This is a genomic window from Pseudomonas sp. TH06, from assembly GCF_016651305.1.
Lineage (GTDB): Bacteria > Pseudomonadota > Gammaproteobacteria > Pseudomonadales > Pseudomonadaceae > Aquipseudomonas.
This window is the reverse complement of record NZ_JAEKEC010000003.1, coordinates 56,599-74,759: the sequence shown is the minus strand read 5'-3', so window position 1 is coordinate 74,759 and position 18,161 is coordinate 56,599. Positions and strand designations below refer to the sequence as shown.

Here is an 18,161-nt window from a genome sequence, read left to right as displayed (position 1 = left end):
AAAGATCGCAGCCTCCGGCAGCTCCTACAAGGATTGGCGGTTGCCTTTAAGAAAGGTGCAAGCATGACCACAACAAGACTGACCATGGCCCAGGCCCTGGTGAAATTTCTCGATAACCAGTACATCGAAGTCGATGGCGTGCAGAGCAAGTTCGTCGCCGGGATCTTCACGATTTTCGGTCACGGCAATGTGCTCGGACTCGGTCAGGCGCTGGAGCAGGACAGCGGCGACCTGATCGTCCATCAGGGTCGCAACGAGCAGGGCATGGCCCACGCCGCCATCGGTTTTGCCAAACAGCATCTGCGCCGCAGGATCTACGCCTGCACCTCGTCGGTAGGCCCGGGCGCAGCGAACATGATTACTGCTGCAGCCACCGCCACCGCCAATCGCATCCCGTTGCTGTTGTTGCCCGGCGACGTCTACGCCAGCCGCCAACCGGACCCGGTGCTGCAACAGATCGAGCAGTTTCACGATCTGAGCATCAGCACCAACGATGCCTTCAAAGCCGTGAGCAAATACTGGGACCGGATCAACCGCCCCGAGCAGTTGATGACCGCCGCGATCCACGCCATGCGCGTACTGACCGATCCCGCCGAAACCGGCGCGGTGACGTTGGCGCTGCCGCAGGACGTACAGGCCGAGGCCTACGATTACCCGGATTACTTCCTGCAAAAACGCGTGCATCGCATCGAGCGCCGACCGGCCACCGAAGCCATGCTCGGCGATGCGCTGGCGCTGATCAAAGGCAAGCGCAAACCGTTGCTGATCTGTGGCGGCGGTGTGAAGTATTCCGGGGCTAATGCTGCGTTGCAGGCGTTCGCCGAACGCTTCGGTATTCCGTTCGCCGAAACGCAGGCGGGCAAGAGCGCGGTGGTTTCCAGTCATCCACTGAACCTCGGCGGCATCGGCGAAACCGGATGTCTGGCAGCGAATCTGCTGGCGCCCGAGGCGGATCTGATCATTGGTGTCGGCACCCGCTACAGCGATTTCACCACCGCGTCGAAATCCTTGTTCAAACACCCGGACGTGCAGTTCCTCAACCTCAATATCAGCCCGTGCGATGCGCTGAAACTCGACGGCGTGCAACTGCTGGCCGACGCGAAAACCGCTTTGCAGGCTTTGAGCAATATTCTCGGCGACTACCGCGCCGAGTGGGGCGATCAGCCGCGTGAGGCCAAGGAACAACTCGACGCCGAGGTTGAGCGGATTTATCAGGCCGAATACCAGACCGAGGATTTCGTCCCGGAAATCAACGACCACATGGACCCGGCCGTACTGCGCGAATTCATCGAGTTGACCGGTTCCTGCCTGACCCAGAGCCGCGTGCTGGGTGTACTCAATGAGACCCTGGCCGACGACGCGGTAATTGTCGCCGCTGCCGGCAGTCTGCCCGGTGACTTACAGCGCAGCTGGCGCAGCAAGGGCGTCAACACTTACCACGTCGAGTACGGCTATTCATGCATGGGTTACGAGGTGAATGCGGCGCTGGGCGTGAAGCTCGCCGAGCCCGATCGCGAGGTCTATGCGCTGGTCGGCGATGGCTCTTACATGATGCTGCACTCGGAGCTGGCAACGTCGATTCAGGAGCGCCGCAAGATCAACGTGGTGCTGCTGGACAACATGACGTTTGGCTGCATCAACAACTTGCAGATGGAACACGGCATGGACAGCTTCGGCACTGAATTCCGTTTCCGGAACCCCGAGACCGGCAAGCTCGACGGCGGTTTTGTTCCGGTGGATTTCGCCATGAGCGCGGCGGCCTACGGCTGCAAGACCTACAAGGTGAACACGGTTGAAGCGTTGCAGGCAGCGCTGGCCGATGCGCGTTTGCAGACGGTGTCGACGCTGATCGATATCAAGGTTCTGCCCAAGACGATGATTCACAAATACCTGTCGTGGTGGCGGGTCGGTGTCGCGCAGGTGTCCACCAGTGCGCGCACCGATGCGGTCGCGAAAACCCTTAATGAACGGTTGGCCAAGGCCCGCCAGTACTGATTGTCCTGAAACCCGAAATGGAGAATGTTCATGTCTTTGAAGCTTGGCGTTATCGGTACCGGGGCCATCGGCCAGGATCACATCCGTCGTTGCAGCCAGACTTTGCTCAACAGTCAGGTCGTCGCTGTCACCGACATCAACTTGCAGCAAGCCGCCAAGGTCGTTGCTGATCTGAAGCTGACGGCCGAGGTTTACCCGGATGGTCACGCGCTGATCAAGGCGCCAGAGGTCGAGGCCATCCTTGTCACCTCGTGGGGGCCGAGTCACGAAGAGTTCGTGCTGGCTGCGATTGCCGCCGGCAAACCGGTGTTCTGCGAGAAACCGCTGGCAGTGACTGCCGAAGGGTGCCGCAAGATCGTCGAAGCCGAGGTCGCCCACGGCAAGCGTCTGGTGCAGGTCGGGTTCATGCGTCCTTACGATGAAGGTTATCGCGCGCTGAAAGCGGTGATCGACAGTGGCCAGATCGGTGAGCCGTTGATGCTGCACTGCGCGCACCGCAACCCGAGCGTCGGCGAAAACTACAAGACCGACATGGCAATCACCGACACGCTGATCCATGAGCTGGATGTGCTGCGCTGGTTGCTGGATGACGATTATGTGTCGGTGCAAGTGGTATTCCCACGCAAGTCGAGCAAGGCGTTGGCGCATTTGAAAGATCCGCAGATCGTCCTGCTGGAAACCGCCAAGGGCACGCGCATCGATGTCGAGGTTTTCGTCAATTGCCAGTACGGCTATGACATCCAGTGCGAAGTGGTGGGGGAGACTGGCATCGCCAAGCTGCCGGAGCCGCAGCAGGTGCAAATGCGCAGCGGCGCCAAGCTGTCGAACGCGATTCTGATGGACTGGAAGGACCGCTTCATCGGCGCCTATGACGTCGAGTTGCAGGCGTTCATCGATGGTGTGCGCGCCGGTCAGGTGGGCGGGCCCTCGGCATGGGACGGTTTCGCCGCCGCCGTCGCGGCAGATGCATGCATCGAAGCCCAGAACAGTGGCCAGATAGTAAAAGTCACCCTGCCTGACCGCCCACATTTTTACGGCTAACCCGATCCCTGTAGGAGCTGCGGCACGCTGCGATCTTTTGATGTTGTTTTTCAAGATCAAAAGATCGCAGCGTGCCGCAGCTCCTACAGGGGACGGTGTTGATTTTGCGTGAAGGAGAACAAGAAGATGCGCATCGCACTAGATCCCTACATGTACCGCAATCTGTCCCTGGGCAAGATGGTCGACAAGGTCGCCGAGCTCGGTTACGAACACATCGAGCTCTCGCCTCGCGAAGACTTCCTGCCGTTTTACAAAGCCCCGCGCGTCGACAAGGCGCGGATCAAGGAGTTTCGCAAAGCCTTGAGCGACACCGGGGTCAAACTCTCTTCCTTGTTACCGATGTACCACTGGGCCGCCGCCGACGAAGGTTTGCGCGTGGCCGCGGTGCGCAACTGGAAGCGAGCGATCCAGATTGCCGTGGAAATGGACTGCGAGCTGGTCAACACCGAATTCACCGGGCAGTCGGACAACCCGCTGGTGTGCGAAAACCAGTTCATGCGCTCGATGGACGAATTGATCCCCGAGTTCGAGCGTGAAGGCATCAAGCTCGATATTCAGGCCCACCCGTATGATTTCTGCGAACGCAACAACGAGTCAGTGGACATCATTCGCGGGCTCGACCGCGACTGGATCAACTACCTCTACGCCGCACCGCACACGTTTTTCTACGACGACGGCGTCGGCGACATTGCCTCGATGCTCAAATATGCCGGGTCGAAACTCAGCCATCTGATCATTGCCGACACCTACAACCACAAGGCCTCGTCGGGATTGCGCTACATCGTCAACCCGCCGGGCGTTACCGCAACCGTGCATCAGCATCTGGACATCGGCCAGGGCGAGGTCGACTGGCAAGCGTTTTTCAGCACCTTGCGCGAGATCAAGTTCGACGGCATTGCCACGGTCTCGGTGTTCGCCTGGGAAGACCGACCGGATCAATCCAACCGAATGATGCTCGAACGGGTCAAAAGCGAACTCTGCCACTGACTCAGTACGCAATACCGGTGGGAGCGAGCCTGCTCGCGAAGGCGGCAGTACAGTCTGCATCGATGTCGCCTGAAGCATCGCTATCGCGAGCAGGCTCGCTCCCACAAAGGCCGCGTTTACCCAGTAAGCGGCTCACAGAACAATAAGAAGGAGTCGAATCATGCGTATCGGACTTGTCGGTTACGGCCATGGCGGCCGGTTTTTTCATGCGCCGCTGCTCAGCAGTCTGCCCGGTGCCACGTTTGCCGGTGTGGTGACGCGTTCCCCGGAGCGCCGCCAATTGCTCGCTGCTGAACACCCCGGCGTACCGGCGTTCGACAGCATCGGCGAACTGGTCGAGGCAGGCGTGGATGTGTTGGTGATTTCCACGCCGCTGAAGGGCCGTCCGGCGCTGGTGCTTGATGGTCTCGAACACGGAGTCGCCGTCGTCAGTGACAAACCCTTCGCCGCCGATGCGCAACAGGCGCAAACCCTGATCACCATGGCCGAACGCCAGGGCGTGCGGCTCAGCGTTTATCAGAATCGCCGCTGGGATTCGGATTTCCTCACCGTGCGCAAACTCATCGAGTCGGGCGCACTCGGGCAGGTCACGCGTTTCGAATCACGGGTCGAGCGCTACTCGCCACAGTCGGTGAACAACGCCAGCGGCGGTGGTTTTCTGCGCGATCTGGGAAGCCATCTGGTGGATCAGGCGTTGCTGCTGTTCGGCCCTGTCAGGCAGGTGTATGCCGAGCTTGATTATCAGGACAAGGACCAGGCCTGCGACAACGGTTTTTTCGTTTCCCTGACCCACGCTAACGGGGTTGTCTCCCACCTCGGCGGCAGTTGCCTGCAAAGCACGCCCGGCCCGCGCTTTCGGGTCACCGGAACGCTGGGCTGCTACAGCGTTGATGGCCTCGACGGGCAGGAGGCTCAAGCGCTGGCCGGGCTCTCGCCAAAATCCGCGGGTGAGGGCTGGGGTGTCGAAGAGCATCGGCGCTGGGGCTGGTTTGAACACGCTGGCGAACGCGAGCGCGTGCCTTCGGAAAGGGGCTGCTGGCAGCAGTTTTATCAGCAGCTACAAACCGCGTTACAGACTGGCGGCCCATTGCCGGTCGAGGCTCGTGATGCACTGGCGAGCACTGTTGTTCTGGATGCTGCGCGGCAGAGTTTCAAGCAACGTCAGGTGGTCGAACTGAACCCGTCTGGAAGTCATGGAACAGATTTGGAATAAAATTCTAAAATGAGTTGATATAGAAAATAAATTCCAATAGAGTCAATTTTGCCTACAGAAACCGTCACGACTGATCCATAAAACCAACAAGAATGTGGAGAAAGACAGTTCATGAAGACCAATCTGCGTTTTGCCTCGCTGGCCCTGTCCTTGATGTTTGTCAGCGGTGCTGCCCTTGCCGATATGAAGATCGGCGTAAGCATGTCCCAGTTCGATGACACCTGGCTGACTTACCTGCGCGAATCCATGGACAAGAAAGCCAAGTCCTATCCCGATGGCGTGCAACTGCAATTCGAAGACGCCCGCAGCGACGTGGTCAAGCAGTTGAGTCAGGTCGAAAGCTTCATCAGCCAGAAGGTCGATGCCATCGTGGTCAACCCGGTGGATACCGCCGCCACCCGAAAAATCACCGAAGCCGCGGTAAAGGCCGGCATCCCGCTGGTCTACGTCAACCGTCGCCCCGATGACCTCAAACTGCCAAAAGGTGTGGTCACGGTCGCCTCCAACGACCTGGAGGCCGGCGAAATGCAGATGCAGTACCTGGCCGAAAAACTCGGCGGCAAAGGCGAAATCGTGATTCTGCTCGGTGACCTCGCCAACAACTCCACCACCAATCGCACCAAGGGCGTCAAAGAGGTGCTGGCCAAGTACCCGAACATCAAGATCGAACAGGAACAGACCGGCATCTGGCTGCGGGACAAAGGCATGACTTTGGTCAATGACTGGCTGACCCAGGGCCGCAAGTTCGACGCGGTGGTTTCCAACAATGACGAAATGGCGATTGGTGCCGCCATGGCGCTGCAACAGGCCGGTGTCGAGAAGGGCAGTGTGTTGATTGCAGGTGTCGACGGCACGCCGGACGGCTTGAACGCAATCAAGAAAGGCAACATGGCGGTGTCAGTGTTTCAAGACGCCAAAGGTCAGGCAGACGGCTCGATCGACACTGCAGTGAAGATGGCCAAAAACGAGGCGGTGGAGCAGAACGTCTGGGTGCCTTATCGCCTGATCACCCCGGAAAACGTCGACACTTTCAAATAGTGCATCGGTTCAATAACAACAATAATCCTGCAGGGTTGCTGCCGCGACCTTGCTGACGGAGTACCTGAACATGTTCGCTTCAGCGACCGCTTCGAGCACCTCGTTGGTGGATATCCAGCCAACTGCAACACCTGTCGATGAGCCGTACCTGCTGGAGATCACCAACATCAGCAAGGGTTTTCCCGGTGTGGTGGCTCTGTCCGATGTGCAACTGCGAGTACGTCCTGGGTCGGTACTGGCCCTGATGGGCGAGAACGGCGCGGGTAAATCGACGCTGATGAAAATCATCGCCGGCATCTACCAGCCCGATGCTGGCGAACTGCGCTTGCGCGGCAAACCCGTAGTCTTCGATACACCGTTGGCGGCACTTCAGGCGGGGATCGCGATGATCCACCAGGAACTCAACCTGATGCCGCACATGAGCATCGCCGAAAACATCTGGATCGGCCGCGAGCAGCTCAACGGCCTGCACATGATCGACCACCGCGCCATGCACCGTTGCACCGCGCAACTGCTGGAGCGCTTGCGCATCAACCTCGATCCCGAGGAGCAGGTTGGCAACCTGAGCATCGCCGAACGGCAGATGGTCGAGATTGCCAAAGCGGTGTCCTACGACTCCGACATTCTGATCATGGATGAGCCGACCTCGGCCATCACCGAAAAGGAAGTAGCGCACCTGTTCTCGATCATTGCCGACCTCAAGCGCCAGGGCAAAGGCATCATCTACATCACGCACAAAATGAACGAAGTGTTCGCCATTGCCGATGAAGTGGCGGTGTTTCGCGACGGCGCCTACATCGGCCTGCAACGGGCCGACAGCATGGACGGTGACAGTCTGATTTCGATGATGGTCGGGCGCGAACTGAGCCAGTTGTTCCCGGTGCGTGAAAAGCCGATTGGCGATCTGCTGCTGTCGGTCCGCGATCTGAAACTCGACGGCATATTCCAGGGCGTCTCGTTCGATCTGCATGCCGGGGAGATTCTCGGCATCGCCGGGCTGATGGGCTCGGGACGCACCAACGTCGCCGAAACCATTTTCGGCATAACGCCCAGCGACAGCGGTGAGATCCGTCTGGACGGCGAGGTGGTGCGCATCACCGATCCGCACATGGCCATCGACAAGGGATTCGCGCTGTTGACCGAGGATCGCAAGCTCAGCGGCCTGTTCCCGTGCCTGTCGGTGCTGGAAAACATGGAGATGGCGGTGCTCCCGCATTACGCCGGCCACGGCTTTATCCAGCAAAAAGCCTTGCGTGCTCTGTGTGAAGACATGTGCAAGAAGCTGCGGGTGAAAACCCCGTCGCTGGAGCAGTGCATCGACACCTTGTCAGGCGGCAACCAGCAGAAAGCCTTGCTCGCCCGCTGGCTGATGACCAATCCACGGATCCTGATTCTCGACGAGCCGACTCGCGGCATCGATGTCGGCGCCAAGGCCGAGATTTATCGGCTGATCTCCTTGCTCGCCAGCGAAGGCATGGCGGTGATCATGATCTCCTCGGAACTGCCGGAAGTACTGGGCATGAGCGACCGGGTGATGGTCATGCACGAGGGCGACCTGATGGGCACCCTCGGCCGCGACGAGGCTACCCAGGAACGAGTCATGCAACTGGCCTCGGGCATGTCCCAGGTCCATTGACCGGTCACGGTCTCTGTGGCGAGGGAGCTTGCTCCCGCTGGATTGCGCAGCAAGCCCAAGCTTAAGGGCCGCTTCGCTGCCCAGCGGAAGCAAGCGCCCTCGCCACAAAAAAGCAGCTTGCATCCAAAGGTATGTATTCGATACCGGATTTTATTTGAAGGGTGAGTGGTTATGAACGCGATACTGGAAAACAAGCCTGCAACGGCACCGACCAAGAGTCGTCGGCGCTTTCCAACCGAACTGAGCATTTTTCTGGTGCTGATCGGTATCGGTCTGGTCTTCGAGGTGTTTGGCTGGATCGTTCGCGACCAGAGCTTCCTGATGAACTCGCAGCGTCTGGTGCTGATGATCCTGCAGGTGTCGGTCATCGGCCTGCTGGCCATCGGCGTGACTCAGGTGATCATCACCACGGGGATCGACTTGTCATCCGGGTCGGTGCTGGCGCTGTCAGCGATGATTGCGGCGAGTCTGGCGCAGACATCGGATTTCGCCCGCGCAGTGTTCCCGTCGCTGACTGACTTGCCGGTGTGGATTCCGGTGATCGCCGGGCTCGGGGTCGGCCTGCTCGCCGGGGCGATCAACGGCAGCATCATCGCCATCACCGGGATTCCACCGTTCATTGCCACGCTCGGCATGATGGTTTCGGCGCGCGGTCTGGCGCGTTACTACACCGAAGGCCAACCGGTCAGCATGCTCTCCGACTCCTATACCGCAATCGGTCATGGGGCGATGCCGGTGATTATCTTCCTGGTGGTGGCGGTGATCTTTCACATCGCGTTGCGCTACACCAAGTACGGCAAGTACACCTACGCCATCGGCGGGAACATGCAGGCGGCGCGTACCTCGGGAATCAACGTCAAACGCCATTTGGTGATCGTCTACAGCATCGCCGGTCTGCTGGCGGGGCTGGCTGGCGTAGTAGCGTCGGCCCGGGCTGCGACGGGGCAGGCCGGGATGGGCATGTCCTACGAGCTCGACGCGATTGCAGCGGCGGTCATCGGCGGTACCAGTCTGGCCGGCGGCGTCGGGCGCATTACCGGGACGGTGATCGGTGCGCTGATTCTCGGGGTAATGGCCAGCGGGTTCACCTTCGTCGGCGTCGATGCCTATATTCAGGACATCATCAAAGGCTTGATCATTGTGGTGGCGGTGGTCATCGACCAGTACCGCAACAAGCGTAAACTCAAGCGCTAAGAGGCTAATAATCGCGAAAACGCGCCACACCCGAACGGTGTGGCGCAGCCGTTTGTCTTCTATATACATCCGCTCGACTGAATTTCTTGCTATAAACGCACTCCGATAACCGCCGTGAAGCCTGTATCAGAGCAGTTTCCGGGCTTTGTCGGACAAATTTGCTGGATTTCCAGTTGCTGAGGCCTCAAGTCGGCCTTAGACTGCCGCCCCTCGTAAATTGAGTGCCGGGTGGCGTTTGCCATAAACGATGCCTTTCCGTCGACCGGACACGGTTCGCCGGAACGCTCCCTAATTCGCCTTAATGCACGTTTTTTTATAGAGATATCAATGACAAAGGACAAGTTGCTGGCCATGCCGGCAGATGACTACATGAATTCCGAGCAACACGCTTTCTTCAGTGAGCTGTTGCAGAACATGAAAGTCGAAACCCATGAGCGCATTGAGCAAAACCGTATCGCCATCGAAAGCCTGGATACCCCGGCTGACCCGGCGGACGCGGCTTCGGTTGAAGAAGAGCGCACCTGGCTGGTCAACGCGATCGATCGCGACCAGCGCATGTTGCCGCAACTGGAACAAGCCCTTGAGCGCATCAAGGAAGACAGCTTTGGCTGGTGCGATGACAGCGGCGAGCCTATTGGCCTGAAACGTCTGCTGATCAGCCCGACCACCAAGTACTGCATCGAAGCTCAAGAGCGTCACGAGCAGATCGACAAGCACCAGCGTCAGGCCTGATTCTGTGCGGTGACCCATGAATGTGGGTCACCCTGAAAAGATCGCAGCCTTCGGCAGCTCCTGCATAGAGCTGGCGGGGCTGCGATCTTTGTTTTTGCTCGTCTGCGATATTCCTCACGGTTCCATTGACCTGTCACAGGCCTCACGACTAACGGACCATAGATAATGGCGTTGTAGTGGCGTTTAATGCAGTCACAACAATGAGAACAAGCGTGGGGTAACGAAATGACGAGAGATGGATCTCTGGTTGGGGCTCTGCCTGCACCAGTGCTTTTGCCGAAAAACCGCTGGATCGCACCGACCCTGCAAAGCATCGCCCTGATGCTGTTGCTCGCCGGCATGACGCTGGGTGAGTGGTCGCTTTACATTGGCATGCCGTTGGCGGTGCTGATTGTCTGGCTGCCGCGCCTGCGTTCCCGAACCGTCCCCGATGTACAGCCTGCCGACACTGGCAACGCCATTTCCGAACTGACTCGCGACCTTTCCTACACCACCAGCCACAACGCCTTGTCGGCGGCCGGGGTGGCGTTTTCGGTCAAGGAGCTGGCGAGCAAACTTGAATCGCAACTCGATGCCGCGGCGCGAATCGTCAGCAATGCCGAGGTGATGATCGCTACGGAACAGGCGACTTCGCAGCTAAGCCGCGAAGCACTTGAGGCTGCCAGCGAGGCGCATCACAGCAGTGCGGCGGGGCGTACCGAATTGGTCGATTCAATCACGCGCATGCATCAGCTCAGTCAGCGCGCCAATGCCAGCCGTGAAATGATCGAGGCTTTGAGCCTGCGCAGCGATGACATTCAGCGGGTGACGCTGGTGATTCAGTCGATTGCCAGTCAGACCAATCTGTTGGCGCTGAACGCAGCGATCGAAGCGGCGCGGGCCGGTGAACATGGTCGGGGCTTTGCGGTGGTGGCGGATGAGGTGCGCGGGCTGGCGGCGCGCACGGCGTCGGCAACCGGCGAAGTCGGCGAGATGGTTGCCGACATCCAGCAACGCACGGCGCAGGTGGTGGAGCAGATCCGTGAGCTGTCCAGCGATTTGCAAACGGGCGTCGAACAGGTTGAGCACACCGGTCAGCATCTGGAGAACATCGCGCGCCTGGCCGCCGGTGTGGAAAATCAGGTCGGCGAGATTGCCCGTGGCGCGGAGACCAATCGCGAGCAACTCGACAGCCTGTTCAAAGCCATTGAGCAAATGCGTAGCGATCTAGCGATCAGCGATCAACAGACCCGTCGACTCGCCGAGGCGGCGGTGCAGATGGAAGGGCAGGCGGAAACCATCAGTGAGCGTCTGGCTGAGGTCGGTCTGGATGACTATCACCAGCGCATTTATGACCTGGCGCGGGAAGGCGCGAGTCAGATCGCGGCGCGTTTCGAGGCGGATGTCGAACAAGGGCGGGTCAGTCTAGAGGATCTCTTTGATCGTCAGTATCAGGCGATCCCGAATACGCAGCCGGCGAAATATCAGACCCGTTTCGACCGTTACACCGATCAGGTCTTGCCGGCGATTCAAGAACCGTTGTTGCCGCGTCATGAGGGGCTGGTGTTTGCCATTGCCTGCACGCCGCAGGGTTATGTGCCGACGCATAATCAGCTGTTCAGCCAGCCGTTGACCGGTGATGCCCAGGTCGATGCAGTCAACAATCGCACCAAGCGCAAGTTTGCCGACCGCACCGGCATTCGCTGTGGCAGCCATCAGCAGGCGGTGCTGTTGCAGACCTATACGCGTGATACCGGTGAGCTGATGCATGACTTGTCGGTGCCGATCATGATCAAGGGCCGGCATTGGGGTGGGTTGCGTCTGGGCTATAAACCGGAAAGTCCGCGCTGAGCGATTGTTACGATTGATGCAATGAATCAGTGCAGCGGCGTCGCTGTTTCCTCCCCGAAGAAATCATTAATATGCCAACTTAGTTAGGTGGCTAATGATTTGGGAGGTCTGCATGCAATGCAGAGTTGATGTCGCCGTGATGATCGGCAGTGGCGTACCCGCCGGTTTGCGCGCATTGGGGCAAAGCGTTTGCTGGGTGGTGTTGCTCAATGGTGAGCGGCGCGGCACCGCGTTTGCCAGTCGCGATGAGGCCGAGGAGTGCAGGGCTGCGTGGCTCGCGCAGTTGCGGGCCGAGCCTGGGGACAGCCTGCACTGATCAGGGTTACTTGCCGTCGTGCAGGCGAACGTTCAGTTCGTCCACGACCAGAGCCCAGTCGGCGTCTTCACGTAACTGATCTTTCAGGAAGCCTGCTTGTTGCGGGGACCAGAATTCAGCGTCGATCAGTTTGGTGTTGGCATCCAGTTGATGAGTTTGGATGAAGTCGTCGATTGCAGTGCCTTCCGAAGGCAGTCCCAGTTGATCGAACAGGGTTTTCAAGTTGTATTCCAGATCCATCATGTACTCCTTTCTGATTTGCGCCGGTATGGCGCGGTCAATCATTCTTTATCTGAGGCAACCGCCGGCCAGGAGTTCGATTTGCGTTTCGAGGGAGCGAGCAAGCGCGCAAGCCGCGTTGTGATCTTCGCGGAAACCTCTTACGCGGCCGGTCGATTTTTCCTTTATGTGGAAGAAGGCGTTACCCGCCGGCACGACTTGAAAGCGCGGGGCCTGACCGATTTCCTTGGGGTTTGCCAGATCGTTCATATCGGTCACATGCAAGATCAGAGGCGATTTGAGTCGGGCGTCAGCGGGCATGGCGAAGTGAGTCAGAGTGCACATGTGAAGTCCTTTTCATCAGTTGGCCGAAATTTACAGGCCGTTTCGGGTAGTCGTGATGAGCATCGCTGCTCTAGAATCGCCAGTACCTGTTGACGACAGGGCTTATCTAAAGCAATTTTTCGCGAGCGATATGTCGGAAAAGTGCTTTTTTTCGTGCGAATTTTCCCTAAAGTTCGTAGTCAGTCTTCTCTGGCAGCCGGTAAGGATTTTTCCTTCGAACTTTGGCGACATTGGGAGGCGTTTCGCGGGTGACAATCCCGTAGTCTTGCAAACTTCGCGTTGAACGAATTCGCGGCTCCGTTCGGGATTTTATTTGGATATTTGGCAGTTCCATCGGCCTGGCCGTTTTTTTGCCGTGCGCGTTTTCCGTGTGCGGTTTTTTCAGATCTGGGGATGTTTCTTTGGCAGTCAGTAATCTCGATATGCATGCTTTGTTCGTGTTGGGTGATTTGCGTGCAAAGCTGGTCAAGCTGTTCCAATCGCGTTTTGTTTACATCACCGAGCAAAACGCCGAAGGCATTTATGTCGCTGAAATCGACACCGAAAGTGCCTTGGTGGTGGATGACAAACCGGGGCTCAAGCTCAAGGTCGGCGATCATTTCAGCGCCTCGGTCTTGCCCAGCCGCGAAGGCGGCAAGCTGGACATCCGTTTTCGCGAAATCAAACTGACGGTCTATGGACTTGGCGATTACGCCTTCGTCGAGACCGCTGATGGCCACGCGATCCTGTTCAAGGAAGGTCACAGCGTGGTGACCGTGTTTGCCGCCCATCAGCAATTGAAGGAAGGCCTGACCAAGACTTTGAAAGCGGTCACCGCCAAAGCCGCGAAGTGGCGCAAGGGCGAGCTGGTGACTTTCAAGGCCAGCGAGTGATCGGTGGTTTGAGCCGCGCCGATTTCCATTCGCAGAACCTCGACAGCGCGCGCGAGGAGGCTCGGCGGTTGTTCGCGGCGAAGGCCGAGTTGCAAGGCATGTGGCTGCGTTGGGTGGCATCGCAGATCTACGCACTGCGTCCAGCGGAATACGCCAGCATGGTCAGACGTGAGCTGCAAAGCTTGCAGGAAAAGTCTGATTCGTAACCTCGTCCGGGCCCTGGCCCTGAAAAAGCAGGAACCTCGTCTACAGTCAGTTGACTGAGTATTCAGAGGCTTGCGGTCTTCTCTCAGGCCATCCTGCCATTGCTGTGAACAGCACGAGGTGCAATGCATGAACGGATTTCGACGGTTACTGGCCGCCAGCGTGGCCACATTCGCTTTGCTGGGTTCGGCGCAATCGGTCATGGCGGCAGAGGCCCCCATCCATTTTGCCGACCTGAACTGGGAAAGCGGCAGCCTGATCACCGATGTCCTGCGGATCATTGTCGAAAAGGGCTACGGATTGCCCACTGATACCTTGCCCGGCACCACCATCACCCTCGAGACCGCGCTGGCCAACAATGACATCCAGGTCATCGGCGAGGAGTGGGCGGGGCGCAGTCCGGTGTGGGTCAAGGCCGAGGCCGAAGGCAAAGTCGCCAGCCTGGGCGATACGGTCAAGGGCGCCACCGAAGGCTGGTGGGTGCCGGAATACGTGATCAAGGGCGACCCGGCCAAAGGCATCAAACCCCTGGCGCCGGACCTGCGCAGTGTCACTGACCTGAAAAAATACAAGGACGTGTTCAAGGACCCGGAAACCCCGAGCAAGGGGCGTTTCCTCAACAGTCCGATTGGCTGGACGTCGGAAGTGGTCAACAAACAGAAACTGACGGCTTACGGCTTGCAGGACGATTTCACCAATTTCCGCAGTGGCTCCGGCGCGGCGCTGGACGCCGAGATCAGTTCTTCGATCCGTCGCGGTAAACCGGTGCTGTTTTATTACTGGTCGCCGACGCCGCTGCTGGGCAAGTTCAAACTGGTGCAGCTGGAAGAACCGCCGTTTGATGCCGAGGCCTGGAAGACCCTGACCGACGCCGATAACCCCAATCCGAAACCGACTCGCTCGCTGGCGTCAAAGCTGTCGATTGGCGTGTCTACGCCGTTTCAGAAGCAGTATCCGGAAATAGCAGCGTTTTTCAGCAAGGTGGATTTCCCCATCCAGCCATTGAATAAAGCACTGGCGGAGATGAGCGAGAAACACACGGCTCCTCGAGACGCGGCAGTGGCCTTCATGAAGGCGCATCCGGATGTGTGGCAGGCGTGGCTGCCGAAGGATGTGGCGGACAAGGTGAGCGCGAGCCTGCAGTGATGAGGGCTTTCTGTGGCGAGGGAGCTTGCTCCCGCTGGGTTGCGAAGCAGCCCCAAGACCGGCTAATACGGTTATCCGGTAAAACCGGATTAGCCGACATTGCGACTGCTGCGCAGCCGAGCGGGAGCAAGCTCCCTCGCCACAGGTCAAGCGTCTATTCAGAACCGGGTTTGTACCGCCAGCTCGAAGGTGCGCGGCGTGCCCAGGTAATACGCCGGCGACACGTGCGCAAATTCGGCATACACCTCATTGGTCAAATTGCGCACGCGGCCGGTGATGGTGGTGTGCGAATCAACCTTGTAGCTGAGGAAGCTGCCAAACAGCGTGTACGACGGCACGGTCATGGTGTTGGCCGTGTCGGCGTAGACCGAGGCCACGTAACGCGCATCGACCCCGCCTTGCCACTGCGGCGAAAAATCATAAGTCAGCCACAGATTGCCGACCCGATCCGGCACATTGGTTGGCGTGTTGCCTTTGCGCGACACCACCACGCCAGCGGCATTCTTTTCCGTGAAGTCATCGTACTGCGCGTCGACCCAGGCGAAGTTGCCCTCGGCCAGCAGTTTGTCGGTGATCCGCAGCGAGCTGGCGATTTCGATGCCTTTTGATGTCTGCTGGCCCACCGGAATGCTGCTGGTCGGGTCCAGCGGATCGGTAACGGCGAAATCCTTTCGTTCGATGGTGTAGGCAGCCAGCGTCGCCGAGCCGCGTCCGTTCAGATAGTCGAACTTGCTGCCGATTTCCCATTGCTTGCCGGTCGAGACGTCGAAGTCTTGTGTGCCGCTCGGTTGCTCGGCCGCAGTGCTGTATTGCACGTAGACATTGGCCGACGGGATGAACTGATAGGTCAAACCGGCACGACCGGTCAGCGGTTCCCAACTGCGTTTGAGGTGCTTGGGATTGGCAGCAGTGACGGTGCGGTGGTTGGTCACATCGAGGTCGATATCGTCATAACGCAGGCCGGTGAGCAGCGACAGTTTGTCGGTCAGCGCCAAGCGGTTTTCCACAAACAGCGCTTTGGTGGTGACCTCGTTGGTTTTGTCGCTGATCAACTTCGGATTGGTCCCGGGAATGTCGTAAAAATGCCCGGGCTGATAGTTGTTCGGGTCCACCGTGCTCGCGCCTTTGACGTTGAGCGGCGAGTTGGTGGTCTGGTTGACCTTGTACTCGAAACCACCTGACCACGTGGTATCCAGACCGAGCAGCGTATTGTCGTGACGCAACTCGAACTGGTTGCCGTTCTGTTCGCCCTGATGCCGCACCTGATACGCCGTCGAACGGTTCACCGCGGAGTTGTCGGCGTTGTACTGATAGGTTTCGAGGTTGCGATAATCGCGCTGACTGTCGAGGTGATACAGCGTGTTGCGCAGGGTGGTGCTGTCGTTGATCCGGTAGTCGATGATCGAGCGTACCCAGATCGTTCGCTGTTCGTAGCGCCCATCCTCGACGTTGTAGTTGTTGAAGCGATTGTGTTTATCGATCTTCAACTCGCCGGCCTTGGGGTTGAGCACCGGGGTGCCCCAGTACGGGCTGTCTTCGTGTTCATCCTGATATTCCAGGGCCAGGGTGTGCGACAGGTTCGGCGTGAGGTCGCTGAGCAGCGAAAACGCCACGCTCCAGGCATCGCGTTCCTGGCGGTCGATGTAGCCGTTGCTGGTGTTGTGACTGACGTCCAGTCGCGCGTAGTGCTGCACATCGCTGCTCGGGTCGGTCAGTACATGATTGAGGCCGAAAGCGGTTTCAGTGGTGTCGTAGGTGCCGTAGCTGACGCGACCTTCAACAGCTTGCTCATCGCGGGTTGCCAGTTTGGTCACGTAGTTCAACGAGCCACCCACCGAGCCTGCGCCGTTGATCAATGACGACGGGCCGCCGACCAGTTCGACCCGATCGTATATCCACGCGTCCACCGGCCGTGCGAGGCCGCCGGACACGTTGATGCCGTTGAACATCTGGGTGATCTGGCTGCTGGTGAAACCGCGATAGGAGACGAAACCGCCGAACCCTGGCGGTGCGCTGGCGTTGACCCCGGGCAGGGTGTTGGCGGCGTCCTGGAAGTTCTGCGCGCCGTGGCGTTCGATGTCGTTGCGGTTGGCGATGGCGACCGAGGCGGGCGTGTCGCGCACACTCAGGCCGAGGCGCGAGGCCATGCCGCTGGATTGGTCGAGGCTCAGGCCCGGCTCCGTGCCGGATTCGCCATCGATGGTGATGGGCGCCAGATCCACGGTGGATTGCGCCCAGACGTTAACGGACAGGCAGCCGCACAGGCTCGCCAGCAGAGTGAGTTGTTTCATCGTTGAATCCTGAATGCTTGTCTAGGAATCAGCGCACAGGCAAACGCCGCGCGTTGGCGCAGTGAGCTGAAAAATCAAAAAGGTAAAGACACTCAGGCGAGCGGTGGGGCGCGAGGGTTGGCGGAGGGCCAGGTAAAGCGGGCAGGGAGGTCGGCACTGACGATGGGCGCTAGTGGCGGGCTGTGTTGCTCTGGCAGGATCGCCAGGGTCAGGCTGGAGTTGAATGCTGGACCCATACCGCCAGTCGAGCACAATGGGCAGCCAAACGCTTTGGACAGCGTCGGTAGTTTTTCTTCAGTTGGATTGCTGGTGAGCGGCGCTTGAGTCGCCGGATCAACCGTACAAAACTGACCGCCGATGCCGTTGAGCTGCATCCCGACCATTTGTCCGTGACCGATGCTGCAGGCGAACACGTTGAACAGGACGCAGCAATAAAGCATCCAGGCCAGCAGTGAACGATCGGTACGGGAGAATTTCATGGGGCGGCACTTTACCGTACCGCTGATCGGTCGTGCACTTGAAAAAATTGCGACTAGGATGATTTGTTCAAATCCCTTTCAAGGATTTCAACCATGACCTTAGTGCTGGCTCAATGGCTGGTGACTGTTTTTGCGGTGATCGCCCTGGTGCATGTGTATTGGGCGCTGGGCGGACAATGGGCGGCGGTGGCGGCAGTGCCGCAAGTTCCAGTGGCAGGCCTGGTGCCGACGCTGCGGCCGGCGTTCAAGCCTTCGGGCTTGATCACGTTGCTGGTGGCGGCGGCATTATTGGCGATTGCCGCGCTGGTGTGTCTGCGGGTCGGCTGGGGCGTGCCGGCGGTGCATCACAAGGCGTTGCAATGGGTGATCAGTGCGATTGCGTTATTGATGTTTGCCCGGGCGATTGGTGATTCGCATCTGGTGGGTTTTTTCAAGGACGTGAAGGGGTCACGGTTTGCGCGGCTGGATACCTGGGTGTATTCGCCATTGTGTGCAGCGTTGGGGGCGGGACTGTTGGCAGTGGCCTGGGTTTGAAAAGCAGGATCTAAAGATCGCAGCCTTCGGCAGCTCCTACAGGGGGTTGCATTCCAATGTAGGAGCTGCCGAAGGCTGCGATCTTTTAA

At 58.8% G+C, this 18,161-nt stretch carries 18 protein-coding genes; 14 read left to right on the top strand and 4 right to left on the bottom strand.

Going from position 1 to position 18,161, the window contains the following annotated elements:
• The first annotated feature begins 63 nt into the window (after positions 1-63).
• The 10 genes from iolD (at position 64) to JFT86_RS25095 (ending at position 11,982) form a co-directional block, all read left to right on the top strand.
• Positions 64-1,995 (top strand): 3D-(3,5/4)-trihydroxycyclohexane-1,2-dione acylhydrolase (decyclizing), encoded by a 1,932-nt coding sequence (gene iolD, locus JFT86_RS25140; RefSeq protein WP_201233742.1) that lies wholly within the window; start codon positions 64-66, stop codon positions 1,993-1,995.
• Positions 1,996-2,025: 30 nt separating this feature from the next.
• Complete coding sequence (locus JFT86_RS25135) at positions 2,026-3,036, top strand: Gfo/Idh/MocA family oxidoreductase (protein WP_201233741.1); 1,011 nt, start codon at positions 2,026-2,028, stop codon at positions 3,034-3,036.
• A gap of 126 nt (positions 3,037-3,162) precedes the next feature.
• Positions 3,163-4,023, top strand: a complete 861-nt coding sequence (locus tag JFT86_RS25130) for a sugar phosphate isomerase/epimerase (RefSeq protein WP_201233740.1) — start codon at positions 3,163-3,165, stop codon at positions 4,021-4,023.
• Between the two features lie 160 nt (positions 4,024-4,183).
• Positions 4,184-5,236: a Gfo/Idh/MocA family oxidoreductase gene (locus tag JFT86_RS25125; protein ID WP_201233739.1), complete on the top strand. Its 1,053-nt coding sequence runs from the start codon at positions 4,184-4,186 to the stop codon at positions 5,234-5,236.
• 111 nt (positions 5,237-5,347) lie between these two features.
• Positions 5,348-6,274: a sugar ABC transporter substrate-binding protein gene (locus JFT86_RS25120; protein ID WP_201233738.1), complete on the top strand. Its 927-nt coding sequence runs from the start codon at positions 5,348-5,350 to the stop codon at positions 6,272-6,274.
• 70 nt (positions 6,275-6,344) lie between these two features.
• Positions 6,345-7,910, top strand: coding sequence for a sugar ABC transporter ATP-binding protein (locus JFT86_RS25115; RefSeq protein ID WP_201233737.1), 1,566 nt, complete (start codon positions 6,345-6,347; stop codon positions 7,908-7,910).
• Between the two features lie 171 nt (positions 7,911-8,081).
• Positions 8,082-9,104 carry an ABC transporter permease gene (locus JFT86_RS25110; RefSeq protein WP_201233736.1) on the top strand — a complete coding sequence of 341 codons (1,023 nt, stop codon included), beginning with the start codon at positions 8,082-8,084 and terminating at the stop codon, positions 9,102-9,104.
• Positions 9,105-9,431: 327 nt separating this feature from the next.
• Positions 9,432-9,836, top strand: coding sequence for a TraR/DksA family transcriptional regulator (locus JFT86_RS25105; RefSeq protein WP_103303415.1), 405 nt, complete (start codon positions 9,432-9,434; stop codon positions 9,834-9,836).
• Positions 9,837-10,061: 225 nt separating this feature from the next.
• Positions 10,062-11,666: a methyl-accepting chemotaxis protein gene (locus JFT86_RS25100; RefSeq protein ID WP_201238891.1), complete on the top strand. Its 1,605-nt coding sequence runs from the start codon at positions 10,062-10,064 to the stop codon at positions 11,664-11,666.
• A 112-nt stretch (positions 11,667-11,778) separates the two neighbouring features.
• Positions 11,779-11,982, top strand: coding sequence for a hypothetical protein (locus tag JFT86_RS25095; protein ID WP_201238890.1), 204 nt, complete (start codon positions 11,779-11,781; stop codon positions 11,980-11,982).
• A gap of 6 nt (positions 11,983-11,988) precedes the next feature.
• Here the strand turns inward: JFT86_RS25095 and JFT86_RS25090 are convergent, their stop codons facing one another.
• A complete protein-coding gene (locus tag JFT86_RS25090) occupies positions 11,989-12,222 on the bottom strand; it encodes a DUF2789 family protein (protein WP_201238889.1) in 234 nt (77 codons plus the stop codon).
• 48 nt (positions 12,223-12,270) lie between these two features.
• On the bottom strand, positions 12,271-12,546 hold the full coding sequence (locus tag JFT86_RS25085) for a hypothetical protein (protein ID WP_201238888.1): 276 nt from the start codon (positions 12,544-12,546) through the stop codon (positions 12,271-12,273).
• Between the two features lie 401 nt (positions 12,547-12,947).
• On the opposite strand from JFT86_RS25085, the gene JFT86_RS25080 reads away from it, so the two are divergent.
• From JFT86_RS25080 to JFT86_RS25070, 3 genes are all read left to right on the top strand, one after another.
• Complete coding sequence (locus JFT86_RS25080) at positions 12,948-13,418, top strand: hypothetical protein (RefSeq protein ID WP_347340325.1); 471 nt, start codon at positions 12,948-12,950, stop codon at positions 13,416-13,418.
• Positions 13,419-13,426: 8 nt separating this feature from the next.
• Positions 13,427-13,624, top strand: coding sequence for a hypothetical protein (locus JFT86_RS25075; protein ID WP_201238886.1), 198 nt, complete (start codon positions 13,427-13,429; stop codon positions 13,622-13,624).
• Positions 13,625-13,751: 127 nt separating this feature from the next.
• Entirely contained in the window at positions 13,752-14,768 is a 1,017-nt protein-coding gene (locus JFT86_RS25070) for an ABC transporter substrate-binding protein (RefSeq protein ID WP_201238885.1), read from the top strand.
• A gap of 158 nt (positions 14,769-14,926) precedes the next feature.
• On the opposite strand, the gene JFT86_RS25065 is transcribed toward JFT86_RS25070, so the two are convergent.
• Complete coding sequence (locus JFT86_RS25065) at positions 14,927-17,059, bottom strand: TonB-dependent receptor (protein ID WP_201238884.1); 2,133 nt, start codon at positions 17,057-17,059, stop codon at positions 14,927-14,929.
• A gap of 92 nt (positions 17,060-17,151) precedes the next feature.
• Positions 17,152-17,538, bottom strand: a complete 387-nt coding sequence (locus JFT86_RS25060) for a DUF2946 domain-containing protein (protein WP_201238883.1) — start codon at positions 17,536-17,538, stop codon at positions 17,152-17,154.
• A gap of 93 nt (positions 17,539-17,631) precedes the next feature.
• Between JFT86_RS25060 and JFT86_RS25055 the strand changes: the two genes are divergently transcribed.
• Positions 17,632-18,072, top strand: a complete 441-nt coding sequence (locus JFT86_RS25055) for a DUF3995 domain-containing protein (protein WP_201238882.1) — start codon at positions 17,632-17,634, stop codon at positions 18,070-18,072.
• Positions 18,073-18,161: the final 89 nt, after the last annotated feature.

Coding starts and splice junctions, on each gene's coding strand:
- JFT86_RS25060 (WP_201238883.1), bottom strand. CDS start 17,538: ATGAAATTCTCCCGTACCGATCGTTCACTGCTGGCCTGGATGCTTTAT.
- JFT86_RS25110 (WP_201233736.1), top strand. CDS start 8,082: ATGAACGCGATACTGGAAAACAAGCCTGCAACGGCACCGACCAAGAGT.
- JFT86_RS25130 (WP_201233740.1), top strand. CDS start 3,163: ATGCGCATCGCACTAGATCCCTACATGTACCGCAATCTGTCCCTGGGC.
- JFT86_RS25120 (WP_201233738.1), top strand. CDS start 5,348: ATGAAGACCAATCTGCGTTTTGCCTCGCTGGCCCTGTCCTTGATGTTT.
- JFT86_RS25125 (WP_201233739.1), top strand. CDS start 4,184: ATGCGTATCGGACTTGTCGGTTACGGCCATGGCGGCCGGTTTTTTCAT.
- JFT86_RS25070 (WP_201238885.1), top strand. CDS start 13,752: ATGAACGGATTTCGACGGTTACTGGCCGCCAGCGTGGCCACATTCGCT.
- JFT86_RS25090 (WP_201238889.1), bottom strand. CDS start 12,222: ATGGATCTGGAATACAACTTGAAAACCCTGTTCGATCAACTGGGACTG.
- JFT86_RS25100 (WP_201238891.1), top strand. CDS start 10,062: ATGACGAGAGATGGATCTCTGGTTGGGGCTCTGCCTGCACCAGTGCTT.
- iolD (WP_201233742.1), top strand. CDS start 64: ATGACCACAACAAGACTGACCATGGCCCAGGCCCTGGTGAAATTTCTC.
- JFT86_RS25095 (WP_201238890.1), top strand. CDS start 11,779: ATGCAATGCAGAGTTGATGTCGCCGTGATGATCGGCAGTGGCGTACCC.
- JFT86_RS25085 (WP_201238888.1), bottom strand. CDS start 12,546: ATGTGCACTCTGACTCACTTCGCCATGCCCGCTGACGCCCGACTCAAA.
- JFT86_RS25115 (WP_201233737.1), top strand. CDS start 6,345: ATGTTCGCTTCAGCGACCGCTTCGAGCACCTCGTTGGTGGATATCCAG.
- JFT86_RS25105 (WP_103303415.1), top strand. CDS start 9,432: ATGACAAAGGACAAGTTGCTGGCCATGCCGGCAGATGACTACATGAAT.
- JFT86_RS25055 (WP_201238882.1), top strand. CDS start 17,632: ATGACCTTAGTGCTGGCTCAATGGCTGGTGACTGTTTTTGCGGTGATC.
- JFT86_RS25135 (WP_201233741.1), top strand. CDS start 2,026: ATGTCTTTGAAGCTTGGCGTTATCGGTACCGGGGCCATCGGCCAGGAT.
- JFT86_RS25065 (WP_201238884.1), bottom strand. CDS start 17,059: ATGAAACAACTCACTCTGCTGGCGAGCCTGTGCGGCTGCCTGTCCGTT.